This window comes from Allobranchiibius sp. CTAmp26 (genome assembly GCF_017565405.1).
Taxonomy (GTDB): Bacteria; Actinomycetota; Actinomycetes; order Actinomycetales; family Dermatophilaceae; genus Allobranchiibius.
The window spans coordinates 172,505-190,449 of record NZ_JAGEKR010000012.1 but is presented as its reverse complement, the minus strand read 5'-3'; the positions used below and the strand labels follow the sequence as shown (position 1 = coordinate 190,449).

General features: G+C 67.9%; 14 protein-coding genes. 5 read left to right on the top strand and 9 right to left on the bottom strand.

The window, feature by feature from the left end:
• Positions 1 to 353: 353 nt before the first annotated feature.
• The 4 genes from J4030_RS09135 to J4030_RS09120 all read right to left on the bottom strand — a co-directional run bounded on the left by J4030_RS09135 (position 354) and on the right by J4030_RS09120 (position 4,185).
• Positions 354 to 1,022: a DUF6308 family protein gene (locus tag J4030_RS09135; RefSeq protein WP_208048910.1), complete on the bottom strand. Its 669-nt coding sequence runs from the start codon at positions 1,020 to 1,022 to the stop codon at positions 354 to 356.
• A 239-nt stretch (positions 1,023 to 1,261) separates the two neighbouring features.
• Positions 1,262 to 1,567 carry a hypothetical protein gene (locus J4030_RS09130; protein ID WP_208048909.1) on the bottom strand — a complete coding sequence of 102 codons (306 nt, stop codon included), beginning with the start codon at positions 1,565 to 1,567 and terminating at the stop codon, positions 1,262 to 1,264.
• Positions 1,568 to 1,777: 210 nt separating this feature from the next.
• Positions 1,778 to 2,905, bottom strand: coding sequence for an alkaline phosphatase family protein (locus tag J4030_RS09125; protein WP_208048908.1), 1,128 nt, complete (start codon positions 2,903 to 2,905; stop codon positions 1,778 to 1,780).
• On the bottom strand, positions 2,905 to 4,185 hold the full coding sequence (locus tag J4030_RS09120) for an alkaline phosphatase family protein (RefSeq protein ID WP_208048907.1): 1,281 nt from the start codon (positions 4,183 to 4,185) through the stop codon (positions 2,905 to 2,907). Before J4030_RS09120 ends, J4030_RS09125 begins: the two co-directional genes overlap by 1 nt.
• 251 nt (positions 4,186 to 4,436) lie before the next feature.
• Here J4030_RS09120 and J4030_RS09115 point away from each other — a divergent pair, with 251 nt between their 5' ends.
• Positions 4,437 to 4,907 (top strand): nuclear transport factor 2 family protein, encoded by a 471-nt coding sequence (locus tag J4030_RS09115; RefSeq protein WP_208048906.1) that lies wholly within the window; start codon positions 4,437 to 4,439, stop codon positions 4,905 to 4,907.
• A gap of 63 nt (positions 4,908 to 4,970) precedes the next feature.
• Here the strand turns inward: J4030_RS09115 and J4030_RS09110 are convergent, their stop codons facing one another.
• Positions 4,971 to 5,627 carry a nitroreductase family protein gene (locus tag J4030_RS09110; RefSeq protein ID WP_208048905.1) on the bottom strand — a complete coding sequence of 219 codons (657 nt, stop codon included), beginning with the start codon at positions 5,625 to 5,627 and terminating at the stop codon, positions 4,971 to 4,973.
• 142 nt (positions 5,628 to 5,769) lie between these two features.
• Positions 5,770 to 6,405, bottom strand: a complete 636-nt coding sequence (locus J4030_RS09105; RefSeq protein ID WP_208048904.1) for a hypothetical protein — start codon at positions 6,403 to 6,405, stop codon at positions 5,770 to 5,772.
• Positions 6,406 to 6,701: 296 nt separating this feature from the next.
• On the opposite strand from J4030_RS09105, the gene J4030_RS09100 reads away from it, so the two are divergent.
• Both J4030_RS09100 and J4030_RS09095 read left to right on the top strand, forming a co-directional pair.
• Complete coding sequence (locus J4030_RS09100; RefSeq protein WP_208048903.1) at positions 6,702 to 8,870, top strand: MMPL family transporter; 2,169 nt, start codon at positions 6,702 to 6,704, stop codon at positions 8,868 to 8,870.
• A 129-nt stretch (positions 8,871 to 8,999) separates the two neighbouring features.
• Positions 9,000 to 9,254, top strand: a complete 255-nt coding sequence (locus J4030_RS09095; RefSeq protein ID WP_243763115.1) for a DUF4031 domain-containing protein — start codon at positions 9,000 to 9,002, stop codon at positions 9,252 to 9,254.
• Positions 9,255 to 9,312: 58 nt separating this feature from the next.
• Here the strand turns inward: J4030_RS09095 and J4030_RS09090 are convergent, their stop codons facing one another.
• Positions 9,313 to 9,801, bottom strand: a complete 489-nt coding sequence (locus J4030_RS09090) for a VOC family protein (RefSeq protein WP_208048901.1) — start codon at positions 9,799 to 9,801, stop codon at positions 9,313 to 9,315.
• A 122-nt stretch (positions 9,802 to 9,923) separates the two neighbouring features.
• On the opposite strand from J4030_RS09090, the gene J4030_RS09085 reads away from it, so the two are divergent.
• Positions 9,924 to 10,643 carry a TetR/AcrR family transcriptional regulator gene (locus J4030_RS09085; protein WP_208048900.1) on the top strand — a complete coding sequence of 240 codons (720 nt, stop codon included), beginning with the start codon at positions 9,924 to 9,926 and terminating at the stop codon, positions 10,641 to 10,643.
• A 16-nt stretch (positions 10,644 to 10,659) separates the two neighbouring features.
• Positions 10,660 to 12,159 carry an amidohydrolase gene (locus tag J4030_RS09080; protein ID WP_208048899.1) on the top strand — a complete coding sequence of 500 codons (1,500 nt, stop codon included), beginning with the start codon at positions 10,660 to 10,662 and terminating at the stop codon, positions 12,157 to 12,159.
• A 99-nt stretch (positions 12,160 to 12,258) separates the two neighbouring features.
• Here J4030_RS09080 and J4030_RS09075 read toward each other — a convergent pair whose 3' ends face one another.
• On the bottom strand, positions 12,259 to 14,373 hold the full coding sequence (locus tag J4030_RS09075; protein WP_208048898.1) for a S9 family peptidase: 2,115 nt from the start codon (positions 14,371 to 14,373) through the stop codon (positions 12,259 to 12,261).
• 1 nt (position 14,374) lies between these two features.
• A complete protein-coding gene (dnaE, locus tag J4030_RS09070) occupies positions 14,375 to 17,944 on the bottom strand; it encodes a DNA polymerase III subunit alpha (protein ID WP_208048897.1) in 3,570 nt (1,189 codons plus the stop codon).
• Position 17,945 lies beyond the last annotated feature (1 nt).

Here is a 17,945-nt window from a genome sequence, read left to right as displayed (position 1 = left end):
GATCAGATGTCGTAGAAAGAACAGCCATCTGATCGAGCACGAACCACTAGAGCTGTTTCTGGACGCTACAGAACGGCGGTCGACCTGAGCATCTCTCAGGTCGACTGCCGTTTGTCGTGGGAGGCACGAGAACACCTGCTGATCTCGATTCGCATAGGCGCTGTGAGCCACCGGGCCTGCGTGGCGCGGATACGCCGGCACGTCAATTGTGTCGTGTCGACCAACAAGTCCGCGCGAGCAGCCGCCACCGCACCCATGGCTGCTCGCGCGGGCTCTCGGGTCGGATTGGAACTGTCATTCCGGACAATGGGCCAGACGAAGCCAGGTGAGAATTTGAAATGGCAGCGCCGAGCTCACCGAGCAAGAAGCGCCTGAGTACGGCCTGTGCCGTCCATCCACGCCAGCACATCGAAAATACGGAGCGGACTGATGTACTCCGGCAACCCGGCCGACGCTCGGAGTTGAACGAGCTGCTGTTGCTGCGCGCCATCGTCAGCTCGGAGTGCATTCCAGAGCGGCACCCACTGCATGCCGGAATTGTTGAAGACGTGCGTCCTGATGACTGAGTCGTAAACAGGAATTAAACGTGGCCGCTTGCGGGCAAGGATCTTGCTCACAGTCGTCGGGCCCATGCCGGGTAGATCCATCAGTGCCCGCCACAGAGGCCAGCCTGGAAACACTCCCTCCTCGATCGACGGTTCGTCCACGAGGTCACGATCGGGCCCGACTGCCCCCAACAAGGTGGCGAACTCGTTGCGGCGAGTCTCCAAGATCGATATCGCCGCCTGGCCGGGAACGTCGACTGAAAGAAGCGAGACGGCGACAATGTCATCAGCAGTGAAAATGTTCTCGCTCGCTGTTCGCGTGCCCGATGGGTCCCACCCATCGAATGCCCCGCCGCTATACAGAAGGTTGCCCGATGCGCCTCGGTGGGTGAAGTACTCCTTCAACACGGCGACCGCCTGATCCTGCGCACCTGGTTGCAGCGAAGGGGTAAGGGTCAGTCCGTCGTAAGTAGTCATATCGCGCAGCATCTCGCATATCAGCCGGAGATGCGCTGGTCGCGGAAAAAGCGTCTCGATTCGAGACCGAGCGTGCCTGGTCAGGAGTGGCCGAATCCACCAAGGACGCCTTCTGTGACCCACAGAACGGTTGCATCCACAGGTACAGGACGACATGAAACCAGCTTGATCCGGCAGCGAGGGTCGCACAGTCCAGCGCGAGCGGCGGGGGCACACGACTCCATGATGAGGTGGCGCAATCAAGCATCAGTGGCGATCGACCAAGAGTCCAGGCGCATCTTCGGTTTACCGTCCTGCCCGAAATGGACCTCTACGAGGAGGTCGCACAACGCGCCTTCGATCAGACCTTCCCGCGCCAAGCCGGCATACGTTCTGGAGAAAACGAGAACTGTCCCTGAGACACCGTTGTCGTGAATTTTCAGCGCAGCCCAAAGGTCGCCAAGAATGTTTCTCTTGAGCTGCAGGTGCCGGACCGTGGCGCGCACCATCACGGTGCTCCTGTCGGTCAGGCTGGAGATGTCGGCAAGGCTGGCGCGCTGAACCATGACACGCACGCTAAGCGGGACCGGTGACAGCCCGTCGAAGTATCTGCAGCCGGGCAACGGAGAACAACCGTCTGATCGGTCACGACAGCTAGAACAGCTCTCTCAGCTCCTGAGACGGCGGTCGACGAGAAGATGTCTCAGGTCAACCGCCGCCTGTGGTTGGAGGCGTAGATCCTCTGATGCCACCAGTCGGCGGCTGCGTGGCGCGGGTCAGCGCGCGTTGTAGACGTCGAGGCCGAATCGGTTCAGGCCCGGCGTCTGCGCGTACCCGAGCCGTGGGAGCCCGAAGACGTCCTCGATCGACGCCAGCAGCGAGTAGTGGTTGTACGAGGTGGTGCTCCACGTGTTCGGCTTCGTGTAGGGCGAGATCACGAGGGCGCCGATCTTTCCCCCACCGAGCCCGACGATGCCGGGCAGCGGTGAGTTCGGGCCGGGCCCCTCGCCGCAGCAGGCCGAGGCATCGGCCTGAGGGCTGTCGGACTCATCCGCGGTGATGGCGAGGATGCCGTCGCTCTTGAAGGCGGGTGAGGCAAGGATCTTGGGGACCCACACCTTCATCCAGGCGTCGACGCTCGTCAGTCCGCCCGGCTGCCCGTCAACGCACGGCGTGTCATGGCCGTCGTGACACAGGTTCGGCGTGATGTAGGTGAAGTTGCGGGTGGTCGTCGTGCTCGTGAGGTCGGTGCTGAGCTGAGACAGGTCCACCACATGAGAAGCGCAGTCGGGCGAGTTGGTGATCGACTTGAAGTACATGAACGGGTTGTGTCGCACCGCGTACTGGTCGCCCGGCTTGGCCTTCTGCGTCGTGTCCACGCTGTTGGCGGCGGGATGACGACAGGCGGTGCCCATGTCCTCCATGTAGCCGCGCCAGGTCAGCCCCTTGCTCTTCAGCTGATCGGTGAGGTTGGGGACGCTGGCCGGGAAGACGCACCCCGAGCCCACCGCCTGGCCGGGCGAAGCCGTGCCGGTCCCGACGAAGTCGGAGTAGGTCTGACAGTCGCTCTGCATCTGGCTGTTTGGGCCCTGGCCCGAGATCTGCGCGACGTAGTTGGGCTGAGAGTTGTGCGCCGTGCCGTAGTACGTGTTGAGCAACACTCCCTTGGACCGCAACGTCTTCGAGAGGTACGGCGCCGCCGAGCTGGGGCCCCACGTGGCGTCGTACCCCTTGTTCTCGATGTTGATGACGAAGACGTGCTTGGCCGGCGGAAGGTACGCGGACGAAGGCGCTGTCACCGCGCGGGCGCCACCGGAGAGCCAGGGCTGGGCGGCCGCGACGCCGAGGGCGAAACAGGCGGCGACGATCACCAGGGCGAGGCGAACGATCCGTTGACGACTCATCACGGGAGACTCCATCCGTCGGCGAGGGCTTTGGTGCGCAGGTCCGGCCATTCGGCCTGTTCCGGCCCCGACAGCGCGGCGGGTGCGCAAGCGGCCGCGACGAACGGCGGTTGCGCGAACGCGGGGGCAGAGAGGTTGGGAGGTGTGCCGAAGTCGAGGACCTCGGCGATGTTGCGGGCAGCGGAGTCGCGCGGCGTGAGGGCGGGCAGCCCCCACCTCCACTCGATCGCCTTGAGGACCGAGGTGTGGTCGTAGGTGCCGTGAGCGACGAACTTGCGCCGTGCTTGGGGCGAGACGACGAGCGCCGGCACCCTGAACCCGCGCAACGCGGTCTGCGGGCTCACGTCGGGGGCCGTTGCGGGCGCGACGTGGTCGTAGAAGCCGCCCCACTCGTCGAAGTTGACGACCAGCAACGTGCGCGCCCAGTTCGGGCTCGTCGTGACGGCGCGGTACACCTGGTTGAGGAACTGCTCCCCGGCGCGGATGTCGGCGTGCGGGTGGTCGTCGGAGGACGTACCGGAGGCCTCGTCCTCGAACCGCGGGTCGATGAAGCTGACCTGCGGCAGGGTCCCTGCGGCCGCGTCGGTGAGGAACGTGGAGAACGGCCGGGAGATCGACAGGTACTTCGTGCCCCACAACGCCAGGAACGGGATGTCGGAGAAGTAGTAGCGACCGGTGAGCTTGGCTGCGGCCAGCCGGTCCCAGATGGTCGGCATGGTCGCGGTCACGGTCGAGTTGTGCAGGCGGTCGGTCTGGGCCGCGTGCATGTAGAAGCGGTTGGGGTACGTCTCGGCCATCACGGCCGAGAAGTAGCGGTCGCAGACGGTCCAGCGCGGGCCGGCCTGACCGAGGAACGCCAGGTCCGGCTGCTGGTAGTAGCCGATGGGCAGCAGGTCGTCCTCGCCGGCGCGAAGCCAGCCGTCCACCCGCCCGTCGTCGAACTGGATGCGCCCACCCTCGTACGAGTGGTCGGGATCCGCGTGGCCGCAGCTCGCGAACTGCTTGAGGTGGTACGTGCTACGGGGAACGCCGTACCGGTCGGTGTAGGTGAGTCCGGCCTGCTTGCCGTCGGCGCCGGGGAGCCATCCCATGAAGTGGTCGAAGGATCGGTTCTCCATCATCACCACCACGATGTGGTCGATGCCCGAGGCGTTCGGCGCGGGAAGCGTCGCCGAGGTCGCCGCAGCGGCGGGGAGATGTGAGCCGAGCGCGTCGGTCGCGAATGCCGTCCCTCCGACGGCGGCCGCAGCGCCGAGGAACTGTCGCCGCGAGAAGGTCATGTCTGCCGTACCGAAGTCATGCCGAGGACGCTAGGTCCGGCAGAACGGAACGGCCAAGCCGTTGGTTGAACGTTCATCTTGGGTTCACCGCTGCCGGGACGACGTGTCCTAGCGCCTCGGCGGCGGTCGTGGCGCGCCGAGCACGAGAGGTGGTACCGCCAGTCCTGGGGTCGCGCGCTCTCTGGTTGAGGCCTGATCGAGCGCGCACGCTGGTGGACACGACGATCACGACACACCAACAGGAGACAGCGATGCCCACCATCGAGACTCGACTCGCCCGACTGCTCGACGAGGCGGCGATCCGCGACCTGATCGCCAGATTCGCCGACTGCGCGATTCGCGAGGACTACGACACCTTCGCCACCCTGTGGGCCCCTGACGCCAGGTGGACCATCGGCAAGCCCACCGACATCGCCGCCTCGGGGACCGACGACATCGTCGCGATGCTCCGCCACCTGTGGCAGGGCAACGACTACTTCACCCACTTCGCGATCCCCGGGACCGTCGACCTGGACGGGGACACCGCCACCACACGCACCGTCTGCCACGAGGCGGCCAGCGGGCCGGATGGCCGCTTCTACCGCAACAACGGGGTGTGGTCGGACCGGTTCCAGCGCACGAGCGACGGATGGGTCTTCGCCAGCCGCCAGTACACCTACCTGTGGGTCGACTTCTCCGAGTTCAGCGGCGACGCCTTCGCCGGTGCCGGTCGAACTCTCTGACCCCTTCAGCAGGACGTCGCGAGCCGCGATGACAGTCCTCAGGTCATCCGCCGGCGTCGATGATCACCAGCGGTCGACGTGCAGCACGTCGTCGACGGGTTCGCGTGGCGCCGGTTGGAAGCTCGTCCCCGTGTAGTACGCGATCGGCGTCAGCATCGCCTGGTGCACGCCGTCGGGAAGCCCGAGGATGTCCGCGACCTCCCGCTCGTAGTCCAGGTGCAAGGTCGTCCAGGCGGTACCCAACCCGTGCGCCCGAGCGGCCAGCATGAAACTCCAGGCGGCGGGCAGCACCGAGCCCCAGATGTCGGCCTGGTTGCCCTCCGGCAGCGGCCCGCCGGTGTCGATGCACGGGATGAGCATCGCGGGGACGTCGCGCAGCACCTCACCCAGATGGAGGACGCTGTCGCCGACCCGATGCTGGACCCTCGAGCGTTCGGTGTCGTCCTCGGCGAGGTTCCCGGCGAATCCTGCGGAAGCGGCGTACTGCTGCACGGCCCGCCGGTACAGGTCCCCGATCGCCGACTTCTGAGCGGGGTCCGTGACGACGACCCAGTGCCAGTGCTGACGGTTCGAGCCGGACGGGCCCTGCAGCGCGATGGTCAGGCACTGCTTGATCAGATCGAGCGGTACCGGCCGGGTCAGATCGAGCCGTTTGCGTACGGCGCGGGTCGTCGTCAGCAGCTCGAGCGGATCCAGCGGCGACCGCGGAAAGTCACTCATCGCGTCCTCGCACAACAGGTCGTTGCGGTGTTCAGATCTTCCGTCATGCGCACATCCTCCCCGGTGTCCGGACCCACGGCGATAGGGCGACGACGTCGGGGGCTCAGGTGCGCGCACCACGCACACCGTCGAGGCGCACCTGCTACCTGCGAACGGTGGCGCTGGCCGCGTTCCAGATCGACGAGGTGCCGTTGAGGACGACGCGGTAGTCGCGCGCTGCCGAGGACGCGTACCGGTACTGGTACGCGCCCGAGGAGTTGGTGGACACGTACTTCAGCGACTTCCACGCCGTCGTTCCGGGTGCCCGGTATTGGATCGTGCCGGCCGCAGAGGTGAACGGGATGTTCTTGTCACCGCTGACCCAGTAGCGCACCGCTCGAACGTTCAGCGTCACCGCGGATCCGGACCGCGTCGCCGTCAGGCCGGCCCAGGATCCGAGCCGCACCTCACTCACCGGAGCGTTCTGCGACAGCATGTTGGAGTAACTGTCGTAGGCATCGCTCGGTCGCCAAGTCATCCGGCCCATCGGCTCGAACGTGTAGTAGTCCCAGGTGTCCGTCGCCGTGCCATCGAAGAAGGCGGTGTCCTGGCTCCCCTGGGTCGGGTGGATCAGGTCCCAGGCGCCCCAGCCGCTGCCGATGGTGCACGCCCCGGACGCCCGCAACGGCACCCCCGTGTAGGAATGCCACACCGACACCCGAGCTGGTGCGGAGAGGGTGCAGCTCTGAGCCGCGCTGGCGGTCGGAGCCCCCGCCATCAGTCCCGCTGAGACAGCCATACCCGTCAAAGCAACCGCACATGACGTAACGAATCGACGCATTGTTTATTCTCCGTGTCCCCTGAGTCGTCGGTGACGCCGACGACCTGATTCCCCGCGCCGACAGGCCCTGCTGTCCGCGTCGAGCGAACTATATGGGTGGTAAAGAACGCCGTCAAGACTCGTGGGGCCATCAGCGCCGGCGCCCGGTCGCCGTCCAAAAAGACTGTGCAAGAACTGGTGACGTGCTGGACACTTGGCGGGTCGCCGTACCTGCCGCCACCTCGTGATTCGCCGCGCCGTCACCCGGAGATCTCATGGACGTCCTCGCTCGTTGGGTCATTCACCACCGACTGATCGTCGGCCTCTTCTGGCTGGTGGCATTCATCGGAGGCGCGGCCGCCGCCGGGGTGGTCCCCGGCCGCCTGACCACCGATTTCTCCCTGCCCGGCCAACCCGGCGACACCGCCGAGAAGGCACTGATCAAGCAGTACGGCGTGAGCAGTTTCGACACGACGGTCCTCACCGTCACCGTGCCCCAGGGCCAGACCGTGCAGCAGCAGTCCGCGAAGATCGCGCAGATCTTCCAGGCCGCGACGCGGGTGCCGACGATCCCCCGAGCCCGCGTCGTGGACTTCGCGACCACCGGCGATCAGAAGTTCGTCGTCAACGGCGGCCGGACCACGTACGCGCTCGTGCAGGCCACTCCCCCGACCAGTTTCGCGGTCAGCTCCGGCGCGGAGTTCGGCAAGGCGTTGAACGTGGCAGCCAAGCGCGCCGGCTTCGAGTCGGGCACCACGTCGTACCAGTTGCTGTCCGCCGGCACCGACCAGAGCGGCGGTCCCAGCGTCCTGGTCGAGACGCTCCTGGGCGCGCTCGGTGCCCTCGCGGTGCTGCTCTTCGTGTTCGCGTCGTTCCTCGCGCTGATGCCGTTGATCATCGCGGCCGTGTCCATCCTGACGACGTTCCTGCTGGTCCTGGTGCTCACGACGTTCAGTGACGTGAGCTTCGTCGTCGAGTTCCTGATCTCGCTGGTCGGCCTCGGCATCGCCATCGACTACTCCCTGCTGCTGGTGTCGCGATGGCGCGAGGAACGCGCCCACGGGCAGTCCAACGACGAGGCGATCGTCACCGCGGTGCGCACCGCGGGCCATGCCGTGCTGGCCTCGGGAGCGACCGTGGCGATCAGCCTGGTCGCGCTGGTCGTCGTCCCTGTGCCGTTCCTGCGCTCGATGGGTTTCGGCGGCATGCTCATCCCCCTCGTCAGCGTGGCCGTCGTGTTGACGCTGCTGCCGGCGATGCTGTCCAAGATCGGCCCACGGGTGGATTGGCCGCGGGTGCGGCACGAGGGTCGGGCCTCGCGCGGGTGGACCGCCTGGGCGCGGCTGATCGTGAAACGACGGGTCATCGCGGTGGGGGTCGGCGTCGTGGTGCTGGCGTTGCTCATCGCGCCGGTCTTCGGCCTCAAGATCGGCCAGTCCAACATCGCGTCGCTCGGCAAGACCGGTCCGGCGGTGCAGACGCTGGGCAGCCTGCGCGCGCAGGGCGTCGGAGGCGGCGTACTCACCCCGATCACCGTCCTGGTGCCCGCCGATCAGCAGGACAAGGCGATCGCCGCCGCGGGGAAGGTCGACGGGGTCCAGTTCGCCACGGGCAACAAGTCCGCCGGTGCGCCGATGGCGGTCGTGGACGTGCTGCCCACGAAGGAGACCGTGGACAGTTCCGGAGTCCAGGTCGTGCACCGGGTCCGCACCGCCGTGGACGGCGCGGTCGACGGCGACGTCCTCATCGCGGGGCAGGGCGCGGTCGTCGACGACTACTTCAACGCCGTCTACGACAAGTTCCCCTACGTGCTCGGGCTGATCGCGCTGGTCACGTTCGTGCTGCTGATGCGCCAGTTCCGCTCGGTGCTGCTGCCGATCAAGGCCGTGGTGATGAACCTGGTCTCCCTGTCGGCCGTCTTCGGCGCCGTCACCTTCTTCTGGCAGGAGGGGCACGGCTCCGGCACCGTCTTCGACATCGCGGGCACCGGCGCGATCACGTTCTGGCTGCCGATCATCATCTTCGCGTTCCTCTTCGGCCTGTCGATGGACTACGAGGTGTTCATCCTGGCCCGCATGCGGGAGGAGTACGACGCCACCGGCAGCACGGCCGCCGCCGTGACGGTCGGCCTCGGGCGCACCGGGCGCCTGGTCACCTCGGCCGCGCTGATCCTGTTCTTCGCGTTCGCCGCGCTCGCGTCGTCACCCGGCACGGACATCAAGGTGCTCGGTACGGCGCTCGGCGTCGGCATCCTCATCGACGCGACCATCGTGCGCGCACTACTGGTGCCCGCCCTGGTCAGCCTGTTCGGCAAGTACAACTGGTGGCTGCCGGACGGCCTCGCCAAGGTCTTGTTCGTCCAACCCTCACCGCTACGCGACGAGACGCACGCCGGCCCGCGCGAGTACGACGAGACCGGCCGGCTGATCGGCTCAACCCGCTGACAGGTGCGCCCGGCGCCCTCGACCGTCACCGACGTACGTCGGCGACGTACGTCGGCGACGTACGTCGACTCGGCCGAGCCGCTCATCCGGCGGCTGCACTCCCGGAGTAGTTTGCGAGGCGTGACCGTAATGATCGACCCGCCGACCTGGCCGGCGCACGGACGGTTGTGGTCGCACCTGGTGAGCGACACGTCGTACGACGAATTGCGCGAGTTCGCGCTCGCCGCAGGGCTCCCCGAGCGGCTCTACGACGGCGACCACTACGACGTGCCGCAGGAGCGCTATGAGGCGGTCGTCGCCGCCGGCGCGCAGGAGGTCGCCGGACGTGAACTCATCCGGCGGTTGCTCGACAGCGGGCTGCGCAAGCACCAACGTGAGCGGTAGCTCAGCTTCAGACATGCACAGCGGGTCGGATGTGCCCCGGTGCGCCTGACCGAACCCGTCACCCGGCGGCGGCGCGCTCGATCTCGGCGATGTCGATCTTGCGCATCGTGAACATCGCCTGCATCGCCCGGCCGGCGCGGTCCTTGTCCGGGTCGGAGACCAGCTCCGTCAGCCGGGTCGGCACGACCTGCCATGAGACGCCGAAGCGGTCCTTGCACCACCCGCACTGACTCTCCTCACCGCCGTCCGCGGTGAGCGCCTTCCAGTAGCGATCGGTCTCTGCCTGATCGGCGCACGGGATCTGGAAGGAGATGGCCTCGGTGAAGGGGAATCCCGGCCCGCCGTTCAGACCGACGAAACGCTGCGCGCCGATGCTGAAGCTCACCGTCATGACCTCCCCGGCCGTGCCGGCGCCCGCGTCGTCCGCCGCCTGGGGGTATTCGTCCTGACCCTCGATGCGCACATCGGGGAACACACCGGCGTAGAACTCGGCGGCCTCCGAGGCGTTGCCCGGGAACCAGAGACAGGTGGTCAGTTCAGTGCTCATGAGGGTCTCTCCCGGTTCGTCACGGACGGGCGGTAGAGATGAGCCGCGCCATCCAGTCGTAATGTGTACGGCGTGCACTTGCTGATGTTCACACCGTACACATGCCGGAACGGGGCGACAAGATGACTGACGGCACCCCGGGGACGGCGTCCTCCGCCCAGGACCGCTACCACCACGGTGACCTGGCAACCGCACTGGTGACGGCGGGCCTCGCACTCGTCCGCGCGGGCGGCCCGGAGGCACTGAGTCTGCGCGAGGCCACCCGCGTCGCGGGCGTGAGCCCCAGCGCCGCGTACCGGCACTTCACCGACCGCGCCGCGCTGGTATCCGCTGTGGCCGACCGGGCGTTGTCTCAGGCCGGCCTGGCCATGCAGGCTCGGATGGACGACGACGGCGCCGACGCCGATCCCGCTCGCCGTGCACGCGGGCACCTGCGCGCGGTGGGCCTGGGGTACATCGACTTCGCACTGGCCGAGCCGGGACTGTTCCAACTGGCCTTCCAGACACCGGCACCATCCGGCGCGCACGACTATGCCGCGCCCAGCGACCAGGTTCGGCACCCGCTGGTGCTGCTCATCTCCGCCCTAGACGAGCTGGTCGAGGTCGGAGTGCTGCCCGCCGCACACCGATCGAACGCCGAATGGGCCTGCTGGTCGGCCGTGCACGGACTCTCCGACCTGGCGACCCGCGGACCCTTGCACGCGCAGGACCGCGCGACGGTGGCGAAGTTGGCCGAGTACGTCGTGGACGCTGCCATCGCCGGGGTGGTGGGCGCCGATCCTGCGGCGACCTCGACCACGGGTCGTCGCCCCGGGGCGGGTGCGAAGGGGCCCACGGGCTGACCCCTACCCTGGTGCGGTGCAGTACGAACCCCTCACCATCCGCGCTGCACGCATCGTCCCCGTCGGTCGTCCCGCACCGTCCGGACCCATCGATCTGCGCATCCGCGACGGTCATGTCTCCGAGATCGGGCCAGCGTTGGCCGACGACGGTTCTCGCGAGATCGATGTCGCCGGCCGGTGGCTGATACCGGGCCTGTGGGATCACCACGTCCACATGACCCAGTGGGCGCACACCCTGTCGCGGCTCGACGTGAGCGGAAGCAGCAGTCCCGGTGACGTTCTGCGGATCGTCCGGTCGCACGACCGGGCGAGCACGGACCGTCACAGCACGATCGTCGGCTTCGGTTACCGCTCGGCGGGCTGGGCGAGTGCCCCCACCGTGCGCGATCTGGACGAAGCAGTCCCGGACCGGCCGGTCGTGCTGATCTCCGGCGACGCGCACAACGGCTGGCTGAACTCCACGGCGCTGCGACTGCTCGACCTGCCGCTGCGCGACACCCCGATCAGCGAGAACGCGTGGTTCGACGTCTTCCCGCTGCTCGCGGCCCTCCCGGGCGCCGAACCGGACCCCGTGCACGCCTACCGCACGGTGCTGCAGGACGCAGCCGGTAAGGGCGTCGTCGGCATCACCGACATGGAGTTCGAGAGCTCGGTCGCGACGTGGGGCCGGATGGTGCCGCTCGGGTTGGACACCCTGCGGGTCCGTGCGTCGACGTACCTCTACGGCCTCGAGGCGACCATCGCCGCAGGACTACGCACCGGCGACCCGCTGCCCGGCGGCGGTGCGGTCGCCACGATGGGGCCGCTGAAGATCATCGCCGACGGGTCGCTCGGCACTATGACTGCTCTGTGCTGCGCACCGTACGCGGGACACGACACCCGAGGGACCTGCAACGTCTCGCCCGAGGAACTCCTCGAGGCGTTGCGCTCGGCACGCGCGCACGGCCTCGACGCGGCCGTGCACGCGATCGGGGACGCGGCCGCGACGATGGTCCTGGATGCGTTCCGGGACAGCGGGATCCGAGGATCCATCGAGCATGCTCAGCTCCTGGACCCCGCAGACATCACGCGAATGGCGACGCTAGGGGTCCGCGCGTCGGTGCAACCGGCGCAGCTCTACGACGACCGCGACCTGTCCGAGCAGCTGTGGCCCGGGTGCGCCGACCGCTCGTTCATGCTGCGGTCGATGGTGGACGCCGGAGTCCAACTCGCGCTCGGGTCGGACGCCCCCGTCGCGCCGCTGGACCCGTGGTTGGCGATGGCTGCTGCGGTGCACCGCAGTGCCGACAGTCGCGGGCCGTGGGGAGCGGCGCAGGCCATCACGCCCGCTGAAGCGCTCTGCGCGAGCACCGACGGACAGCAGACGCCCACCGTCGGGTCGCGGGCAGACCTGGTGCTCCTCGACGCCGATCCCCTTGCCGTCGCTCATGATTCCGCAACGGCAGCACACACGTTGAGAACGATGGGGGTCGCCGCCACGCTCGTGGGCGGCCGGGTCGTGCACGACGCGCTCTGAGGCGTCGCCACCCGACGATGACGCGGGCAAGGCCGAGGGACACAGGTCAGCCTGTGTCCCTCGGCCTTGGCTGCGCCGCGGTCGCGTCGTGCAGCGCGGTCAGTGCAGGTCGGTCGCGCCCAGCTGATCCAGCAGGAAGGCCAACTCGAAGGCGATGTCGCGCCACGCGTCGTACCGACCGCTCACGCCGCCGTGTCCCGCGACCATCTCGCACTTCAGCAGCACCGGCCGATCGTCCGGATCCGAGGTCACCGTCGCCCGCAACTGCTGCACCCACTTGGCCGGTTCGACGTAGAAGACCCGGGTGTCGTTGAGGCTGGTCGTCGCCAGGATCGCGGGGTACGCGGTCGGGGCGACGTTCTCGTACGGGGTGTAGCTCTTCATGTACGCGTAGATCGCCGGGTCGTGCAGCGGGTCGCCCCACTCCTGCCACTCCCCCACGGTGAGCGGCAGCAACGGATCGAGCATCGTGGTGAGGGCATCGACGAAGGGCACCGCGGCGTGCACGGCCCGGTAGAGCTCGGGCGCCAGGTTGACGACGGCGCCCATGAGCAGGCCTCCTGCCGAACCACCCTCTGCGGCAAGGCGATCCGGCGACACCCATCCAGCGTCGACCAGTGCGCGAGAACACGCCACGAAGTCGGTGAAGGTGTTGCGCTTGGCCAGCATCTTGCCTTCGTCCCACCACCGGCGACCGAGCTCGCCGCCGCCGCGCACGTGCGCCACGGCGAAGACGACACCCCGGTCGAGCAGGGAGAGACGACTCGCGGAGAACCGCGGGTCGGACGGGATCTCGTAGGAGCCGTACCCGTAGACGAGCCCGGGGTTGCTCCCATCGGCAACGACGTCATGGCGACGGATCAGCGAGATCGGCACCTGGGTGCCATCGTCGCCGCGGGCCCAGAGCCGCTCTTCGAGGTAGTCGGCCGACCGGTACCCCGGCACCTCCTGCTGCTTCAGCAGCTGGACGTCACCGGAGACCGGGTCGAACTGCAGCACGCTCGGCGGCAGCAGGTAGGAACCCATCGACAGGCGCAGCGTCGACTCGTCGTACTCGGCGTTGGCACCGAGGCGTACGACGGCCAACGGGCTCTCCGTCGGCACGTGCACCGCCTCCCCGAGGCCGGTGCCGACCTTGGGCAAGACCCGCACGGTGGGCAGGCCGCCCGAGCGCAGCGACACCGCCACGAAGCCCGCGAACGCGTCCACTCCCTCGAGCCGCTCGCCGTCCTGCAGTGCGAGCACCGTGGTCCAGTGCTCCCGACCGGGTGTCGCCACCGGCGCCTGCGCCAGATCGAAGTCGGGTCGAACGAGGTTGTGCGCGATGAAGATCCGGTCACCGTCGACCTCGACGGAGTACTCCACGCCGGCCGCGCGGGGCTCGACCATGACCAGGTCGGCATCGGGTCGGGACAGGTCTCCCAGCAGCACCTCGCTGCTGGTGCGCGACGCCGCCTCCACGATCATCCACCGGTCGTCGCGCGACACCTCGAAACCGATCCCGAACTCCGGGTCGGCCTCTTCGCGGACCAGCACGTCCTGCGCGGGGTCGCCGCCGACCACGTGGCGCCAGATCTGGTGGGGCCGCCAGGCGTCGTCGTGCCGGATGTAGAAGACCGTGCCCGCGTCGAGGGACCACGCGAGCCCGTAGTGCGCGTCCTGCACGCTCTGGTCGAGGACCATGCCGGTGGCGAGGTCGCGCACCTGCAGGTCGTAGCGCTCGTCGCCGCTGACGTCGACCAGCAGGGCGAGCAGCCGACCGTCCGGGCTGATCTCCAGACCGCCCAGCTCGAAGAACTCGTGGGCACCGGCTTCGTGGTTCTCGTCCAGCAGCACGACCTCACCGTCGACCGGCTCGCCCGGGGCAGGCACCGGACGGGGTGCGCCCCCGACGTACGGCGCGCGGCAGTGCACGGCGTACTGCGCACCCTGCGCCGTGCGCGAGTAGTACCACCACTCGCCCTTGCGCACGGGCACGTCGACATCGGTCTCGACGACGTGGCCCTTGATCTCCTCGAAGATGATCCCGACGAGGGGCTGCAGGTGCGCGGTGCGTGCCTGGGTGTAGGCGTTCTCCGCCTCCAGGTGGGCGATCACCTCGCGGGACTCCTTGTCGCGCAACCACTCCCACTGGTCCTCGAAACGGTCGCCGTGGTGCTCGCGCACCGTCGCCGTACGCCGTGCGACCGGAGCTGCGACCTCGTGAAGTGCCATCTCAGGCACCCACCAGGCAGGACGGGCCGAGCAACGCCTTGAGGTCGCCGAACAGGGCGGGTGATGCGGTGACGCGCAAGGAGTCCTCCAGCTTGACGGTGACGGATCGACCGGGTTGGTGCAGTTTCAGGTGCACCTCTGTGGCACCGGGGTGCTCGACGAGCACGGTGCGCAGTTTGTGCGCCAGACCGGTGTTGGCGCGGGCGAGCGGCATGCTCAGCACGACCGGGCCGCGCACGTCGCCCTTCAACTCCGGGAGGGTGAGCTCGGAGGCCATCAACTGCGGACCGTCGTCGCGCATCTGGAAACGCCCCTTGATGACGCACACGACATCGGGGTTGAGCATGGTGGAGACGGTCATGTAGGTCTTCGCGAAGAACATCACCTCGACCGCGCCCTCGAGGTCCTCGACCGTCGCGATCGCCCACAGCTCTCCGCGTTTGTTGCGTTTCAGCTGCATCCCGGTGATCAGCCCGGCGATGGTCAGCTGCGAGCCGTCCTTGGGCGCGTCCTCGCCGTGCAGCCGGGCGATCGACATGTCGGCGTGCTGGGACAGGATGTGCTCGATCCCGAAGAGCGGGTGATCAGAGACGTAGAGCCCGAGCATGTCCCGCTCGAACGCCAGCAGGGTGGGCTTGTCCCACTCGATCTCAGGGATGGCGGGCAACGCCGCCAGCTCGATCGCGGCCTCGTCGCCGAATCCACCGAAGAGGGAGTCCTGGCCGCGCTCCTCGAAGCGCTTCTCCTCCGCGACGGCGTCGACATAGGCCTCGTGGATATGCACCAGGCCCTGTCGCGGATGTTGCAGGTCGTCGAAGGCCCCTGCCTTGACGAGGGATTCGATAGTGCGCTTGTTGCAGACCACCGCCGGCACCTTGCGCAGGAAGTCCTCGAACGAGGCGAACCGCCCCTTCTCCGCGCGCGCCTTGACGATGGCCTCCACGACGTTGCCACCGACGTTGCGGACGGCCGCGAGGCCGAAGCGGATGTCGGTGCCGACGGCGGTGAAGTCCGCCACCGACTCGTTCACGTCCGGAGGCAGCACCTTGATGCCGAGCTTGCGGGTGTCGGCCAGGTAGGTGGCCATCTTGGTCTTGTCACCCTCGACGCTGGTCAGCAGCGCGGCGGCGTACTCGGCCGGGTAGTTGGCCTTGAGGTACGCCGTCCAGCAGGACACCAGCGCGTAGCCCGCGGCGTGCGACTTGTTGAACGCGTACCCCGCGAAGGGCAGCATGACGTCCCACAACGCCATCGTCGCCTCGGAGCTGAAGCCGTTCTTCTCCATCCCTGAGGAGAAGTTGTCGAACTCCTTCTCCAGGATCTCGGCCTTCTTCTTGCCCATCGCCCGGCGCAGCAGGTCCGCGCCACCGAGGGTGTAGCCCGCGAGCTCGCGGGCGATGGCCATGATCTGCTCCTGGTAGACCAGCAGGTGGTAGGTCTCGCCCAGGATCGGGTCGAGCGCTTCCTTCAGCTCGGGGTGGATGGCCTGGATCGGCTTGCGCGCGTTCTTGCGGTCGGCGTAGTCGGTGTGCGCGTTGGCGGCCATCGGTCCGGGCCGGTAGAGCGCGAGCACGGCCGTGATGTCGGCGAACGCGTCGGGCGCCATCTGCCGCAGCAGGGTGCGCATGCCGCCGCCGTCGAGCTGGAAGACCCCGAGCGTGTCACCGCGGCCCAGCAACTCGTACGTCGTGGGGTCGTCCAGCGGGATGGTCTTGGTGTCGAGCCGCTCGCCGCGGTTGGACTCCACGTTGCGGATCGCCTGATCGATGATGCCCAGGTTGCGCAGGCCCAGGAAGTCCATCTTGACCAGGCCCATCTCCTCGCAGTGCGGGAAGGAGAAGCCGGCGATGATGGTGCCGTCCTTGTCCCGACGGTGCATCGGGATGAGGTCGAGCAGCGGTTCGGAGGACAGGATCACCGCAGCGGCGTGCACGCCGGTGCCGCGGATCATCCCCTCCAGTCCGCGCCCGGTGTCCACGACCTTGCGGACCTCCGGTTGCGCCTCGTAGAGCGCCCGGAAGTCGACCGCCTCGGCGTACCGCGGGTGCTTGGGGTCGAACAGGCCGGTGAGCGGCACGCCCTTGCCCTGGACGTCGGGCGGCATGGCCTTGCTGATCTGCTCGCCGAGAGCGAACGGGAAACCCAGGATCCGGTTGGCGTCCTTGACGGCCGCCTTGGCCTTGATGGTGCTGAAGGTGTTGACCTGTGCGGTGTACTCGGCGCCGTACTTCGTCGTCACGTAGCGGACCATCTTGTCGCGCTGACGGTCGTCGAAGTCGAGGTCGACGTCGGGCGGTGAGATGCGCTCGGGGTTGAGGAACCGCTCGAACAACAAGCCGTGCTCCAGCGGATCCACCTCGATGATCCGGGTCAGATAGGCCACCAGCGATCCGGCCGCCGAACCGCGCCCGGGGCCGAGCGGGACGCCGTTGTCGCGCGCGTAACGGCAGATGTCCGCGACCACCAGGAAGTAGGAGGAGAAGCCCATCGGTTCGATGACGGCCATCTCGGTCTCGATCCGCTCGAGCACCTCGGGCCCGGGATCGGCGTCGCCGTAGCGCTCCTGCAGGCCCACCTGGATCTGTTCGCGCAGGTACGCCGCCTGGGTCTGACCCTCGGGAACGTCCGGGAACTGCGGCATCCGGTCGACCGGGGCGAAGACCTCGCTGTAGTCGCCGATCCGCTCGGCGATCGCCAACGTGTTGTCACACGCCTCCGGCAGCTCCGCGAACAGCTCACGCATCTGCTCGGCGGTCTTGAGGTAGTAGCCGGAGCCGTTGAACTTGAAGCGGTGCGGGTCGTCCTTGTTCTTGCCGACCCCGACGCACAGCAGGTCGTCGTGCGAGTCGGCCTGATCCTCGGTGACGTAGTGGCTGTCGTTGGTCGCGAGCAGCGGGATGTGCAGCTCGCGGGCGATCTTCAGCAGGCCGTCGCGCACCTGTCGCTCGATGGACAGTCCGTGGTCCATCAGCTCCAGGAAGTAGTTCTCCGCGCCGAAGATGTCCTGGTAGGTCGATGCAGCGGCGATCGCCTCGTCGTACTGCCCCAGCCGCAGCCGGGTCTGCACCTCACCGGAGGGACAACCGGTGGTGGCGATGATGCCCTTGCCGTGCTCGGAGAGCAGCTCCCGGTCCATCCGGGGCTTCATGTAGTAGCCCTCGAAGCTGGCCAGCGAGCTCAGCCTGAACAGGTTGCGCAATCCCTGCGCGTCCTGCGCCCACATGGTCATGTGCGTGTAGCGGCCGCCTCCTGAGACGTCCTTGCCGCCCTCGCCGTCCACGTTGGCGTCGCGATCGCGCGAGCTCGCCCAGAACTCCTGGGTGCGCGAGTGGCGGGTGGAGGGCGCGACGTACGCCTCGATGCCGATGATGGGCCGGACCGGGCTGTTCTGGGCGGCGAGCTGGAACTCGTACGCACCGAACATGTTGCCGTGGTCCGACATCGCGATGGCGGGCATCCCGAGCCGCTCCGCCTCGGCGAACATCGGCTTGATCTTGGCCGCCCCGTCCAGCGTGGAGTACTCGGTGTGCACGTGCAGGTGCACGAAGTTCGAGGCAGGCTGAGATGACATC

Excerpts from the sequence above, each read along its gene's own strand:
- J4030_RS09100 (WP_208048903.1), top strand. The coding sequence starts at position 6,702 with ATGGACGTCCTCGCTCGTTGGGTCATTCACCACCGACTGATCGTCGGC.
- J4030_RS09090 (WP_208048901.1), bottom strand. The coding sequence starts at position 9,801 with ATGAGCACTGAACTGACCACCTGTCTCTGGTTCCCGGGCAACGCCTCG.
- J4030_RS09110 (WP_208048905.1), bottom strand. The coding sequence starts at position 5,627 with ATGAGTGACTTTCCGCGGTCGCCGCTGGATCCGCTCGAGCTGCTGACG.
- J4030_RS09095 (WP_243763115.1), top strand. The coding sequence starts at position 9,000 with ATGATCGACCCGCCGACCTGGCCGGCGCACGGACGGTTGTGGTCGCAC.
- J4030_RS09075 (WP_208048898.1), bottom strand. The coding sequence starts at position 14,373 with ATGGCACTTCACGAGGTCGCAGCTCCGGTCGCACGGCGTACGGCGACG.
- J4030_RS09105 (WP_208048904.1), bottom strand. The coding sequence starts at position 6,405 with ATGGCTGTCTCAGCGGGACTGATGGCGGGGGCTCCGACCGCCAGCGCG.
- J4030_RS09125 (WP_208048908.1), bottom strand. The coding sequence starts at position 2,905 with ATGAGTCGTCAACGGATCGTTCGCCTCGCCCTGGTGATCGTCGCCGCC.
- dnaE (WP_208048897.1), bottom strand. The coding sequence starts at position 17,944 with ATGTCATCTCAGCCTGCCTCGAACTTCGTGCACCTGCACGTGCACACC.
- J4030_RS09135 (WP_208048910.1), bottom strand. The coding sequence starts at position 1,022 with ATGACTACTTACGACGGACTGACCCTTACCCCTTCGCTGCAACCAGGT.
- J4030_RS09085 (WP_208048900.1), top strand. The coding sequence starts at position 9,924 with ATGACTGACGGCACCCCGGGGACGGCGTCCTCCGCCCAGGACCGCTAC.
- J4030_RS09115 (WP_208048906.1), top strand. The coding sequence starts at position 4,437 with ATGCCCACCATCGAGACTCGACTCGCCCGACTGCTCGACGAGGCGGCG.
- J4030_RS09130 (WP_208048909.1), bottom strand. The coding sequence starts at position 1,567 with ATGGTTCAGCGCGCCAGCCTTGCCGACATCTCCAGCCTGACCGACAGG.
- J4030_RS09120 (WP_208048907.1), bottom strand. The coding sequence starts at position 4,185 with ATGACCTTCTCGCGGCGACAGTTCCTCGGCGCTGCGGCCGCCGTCGGA.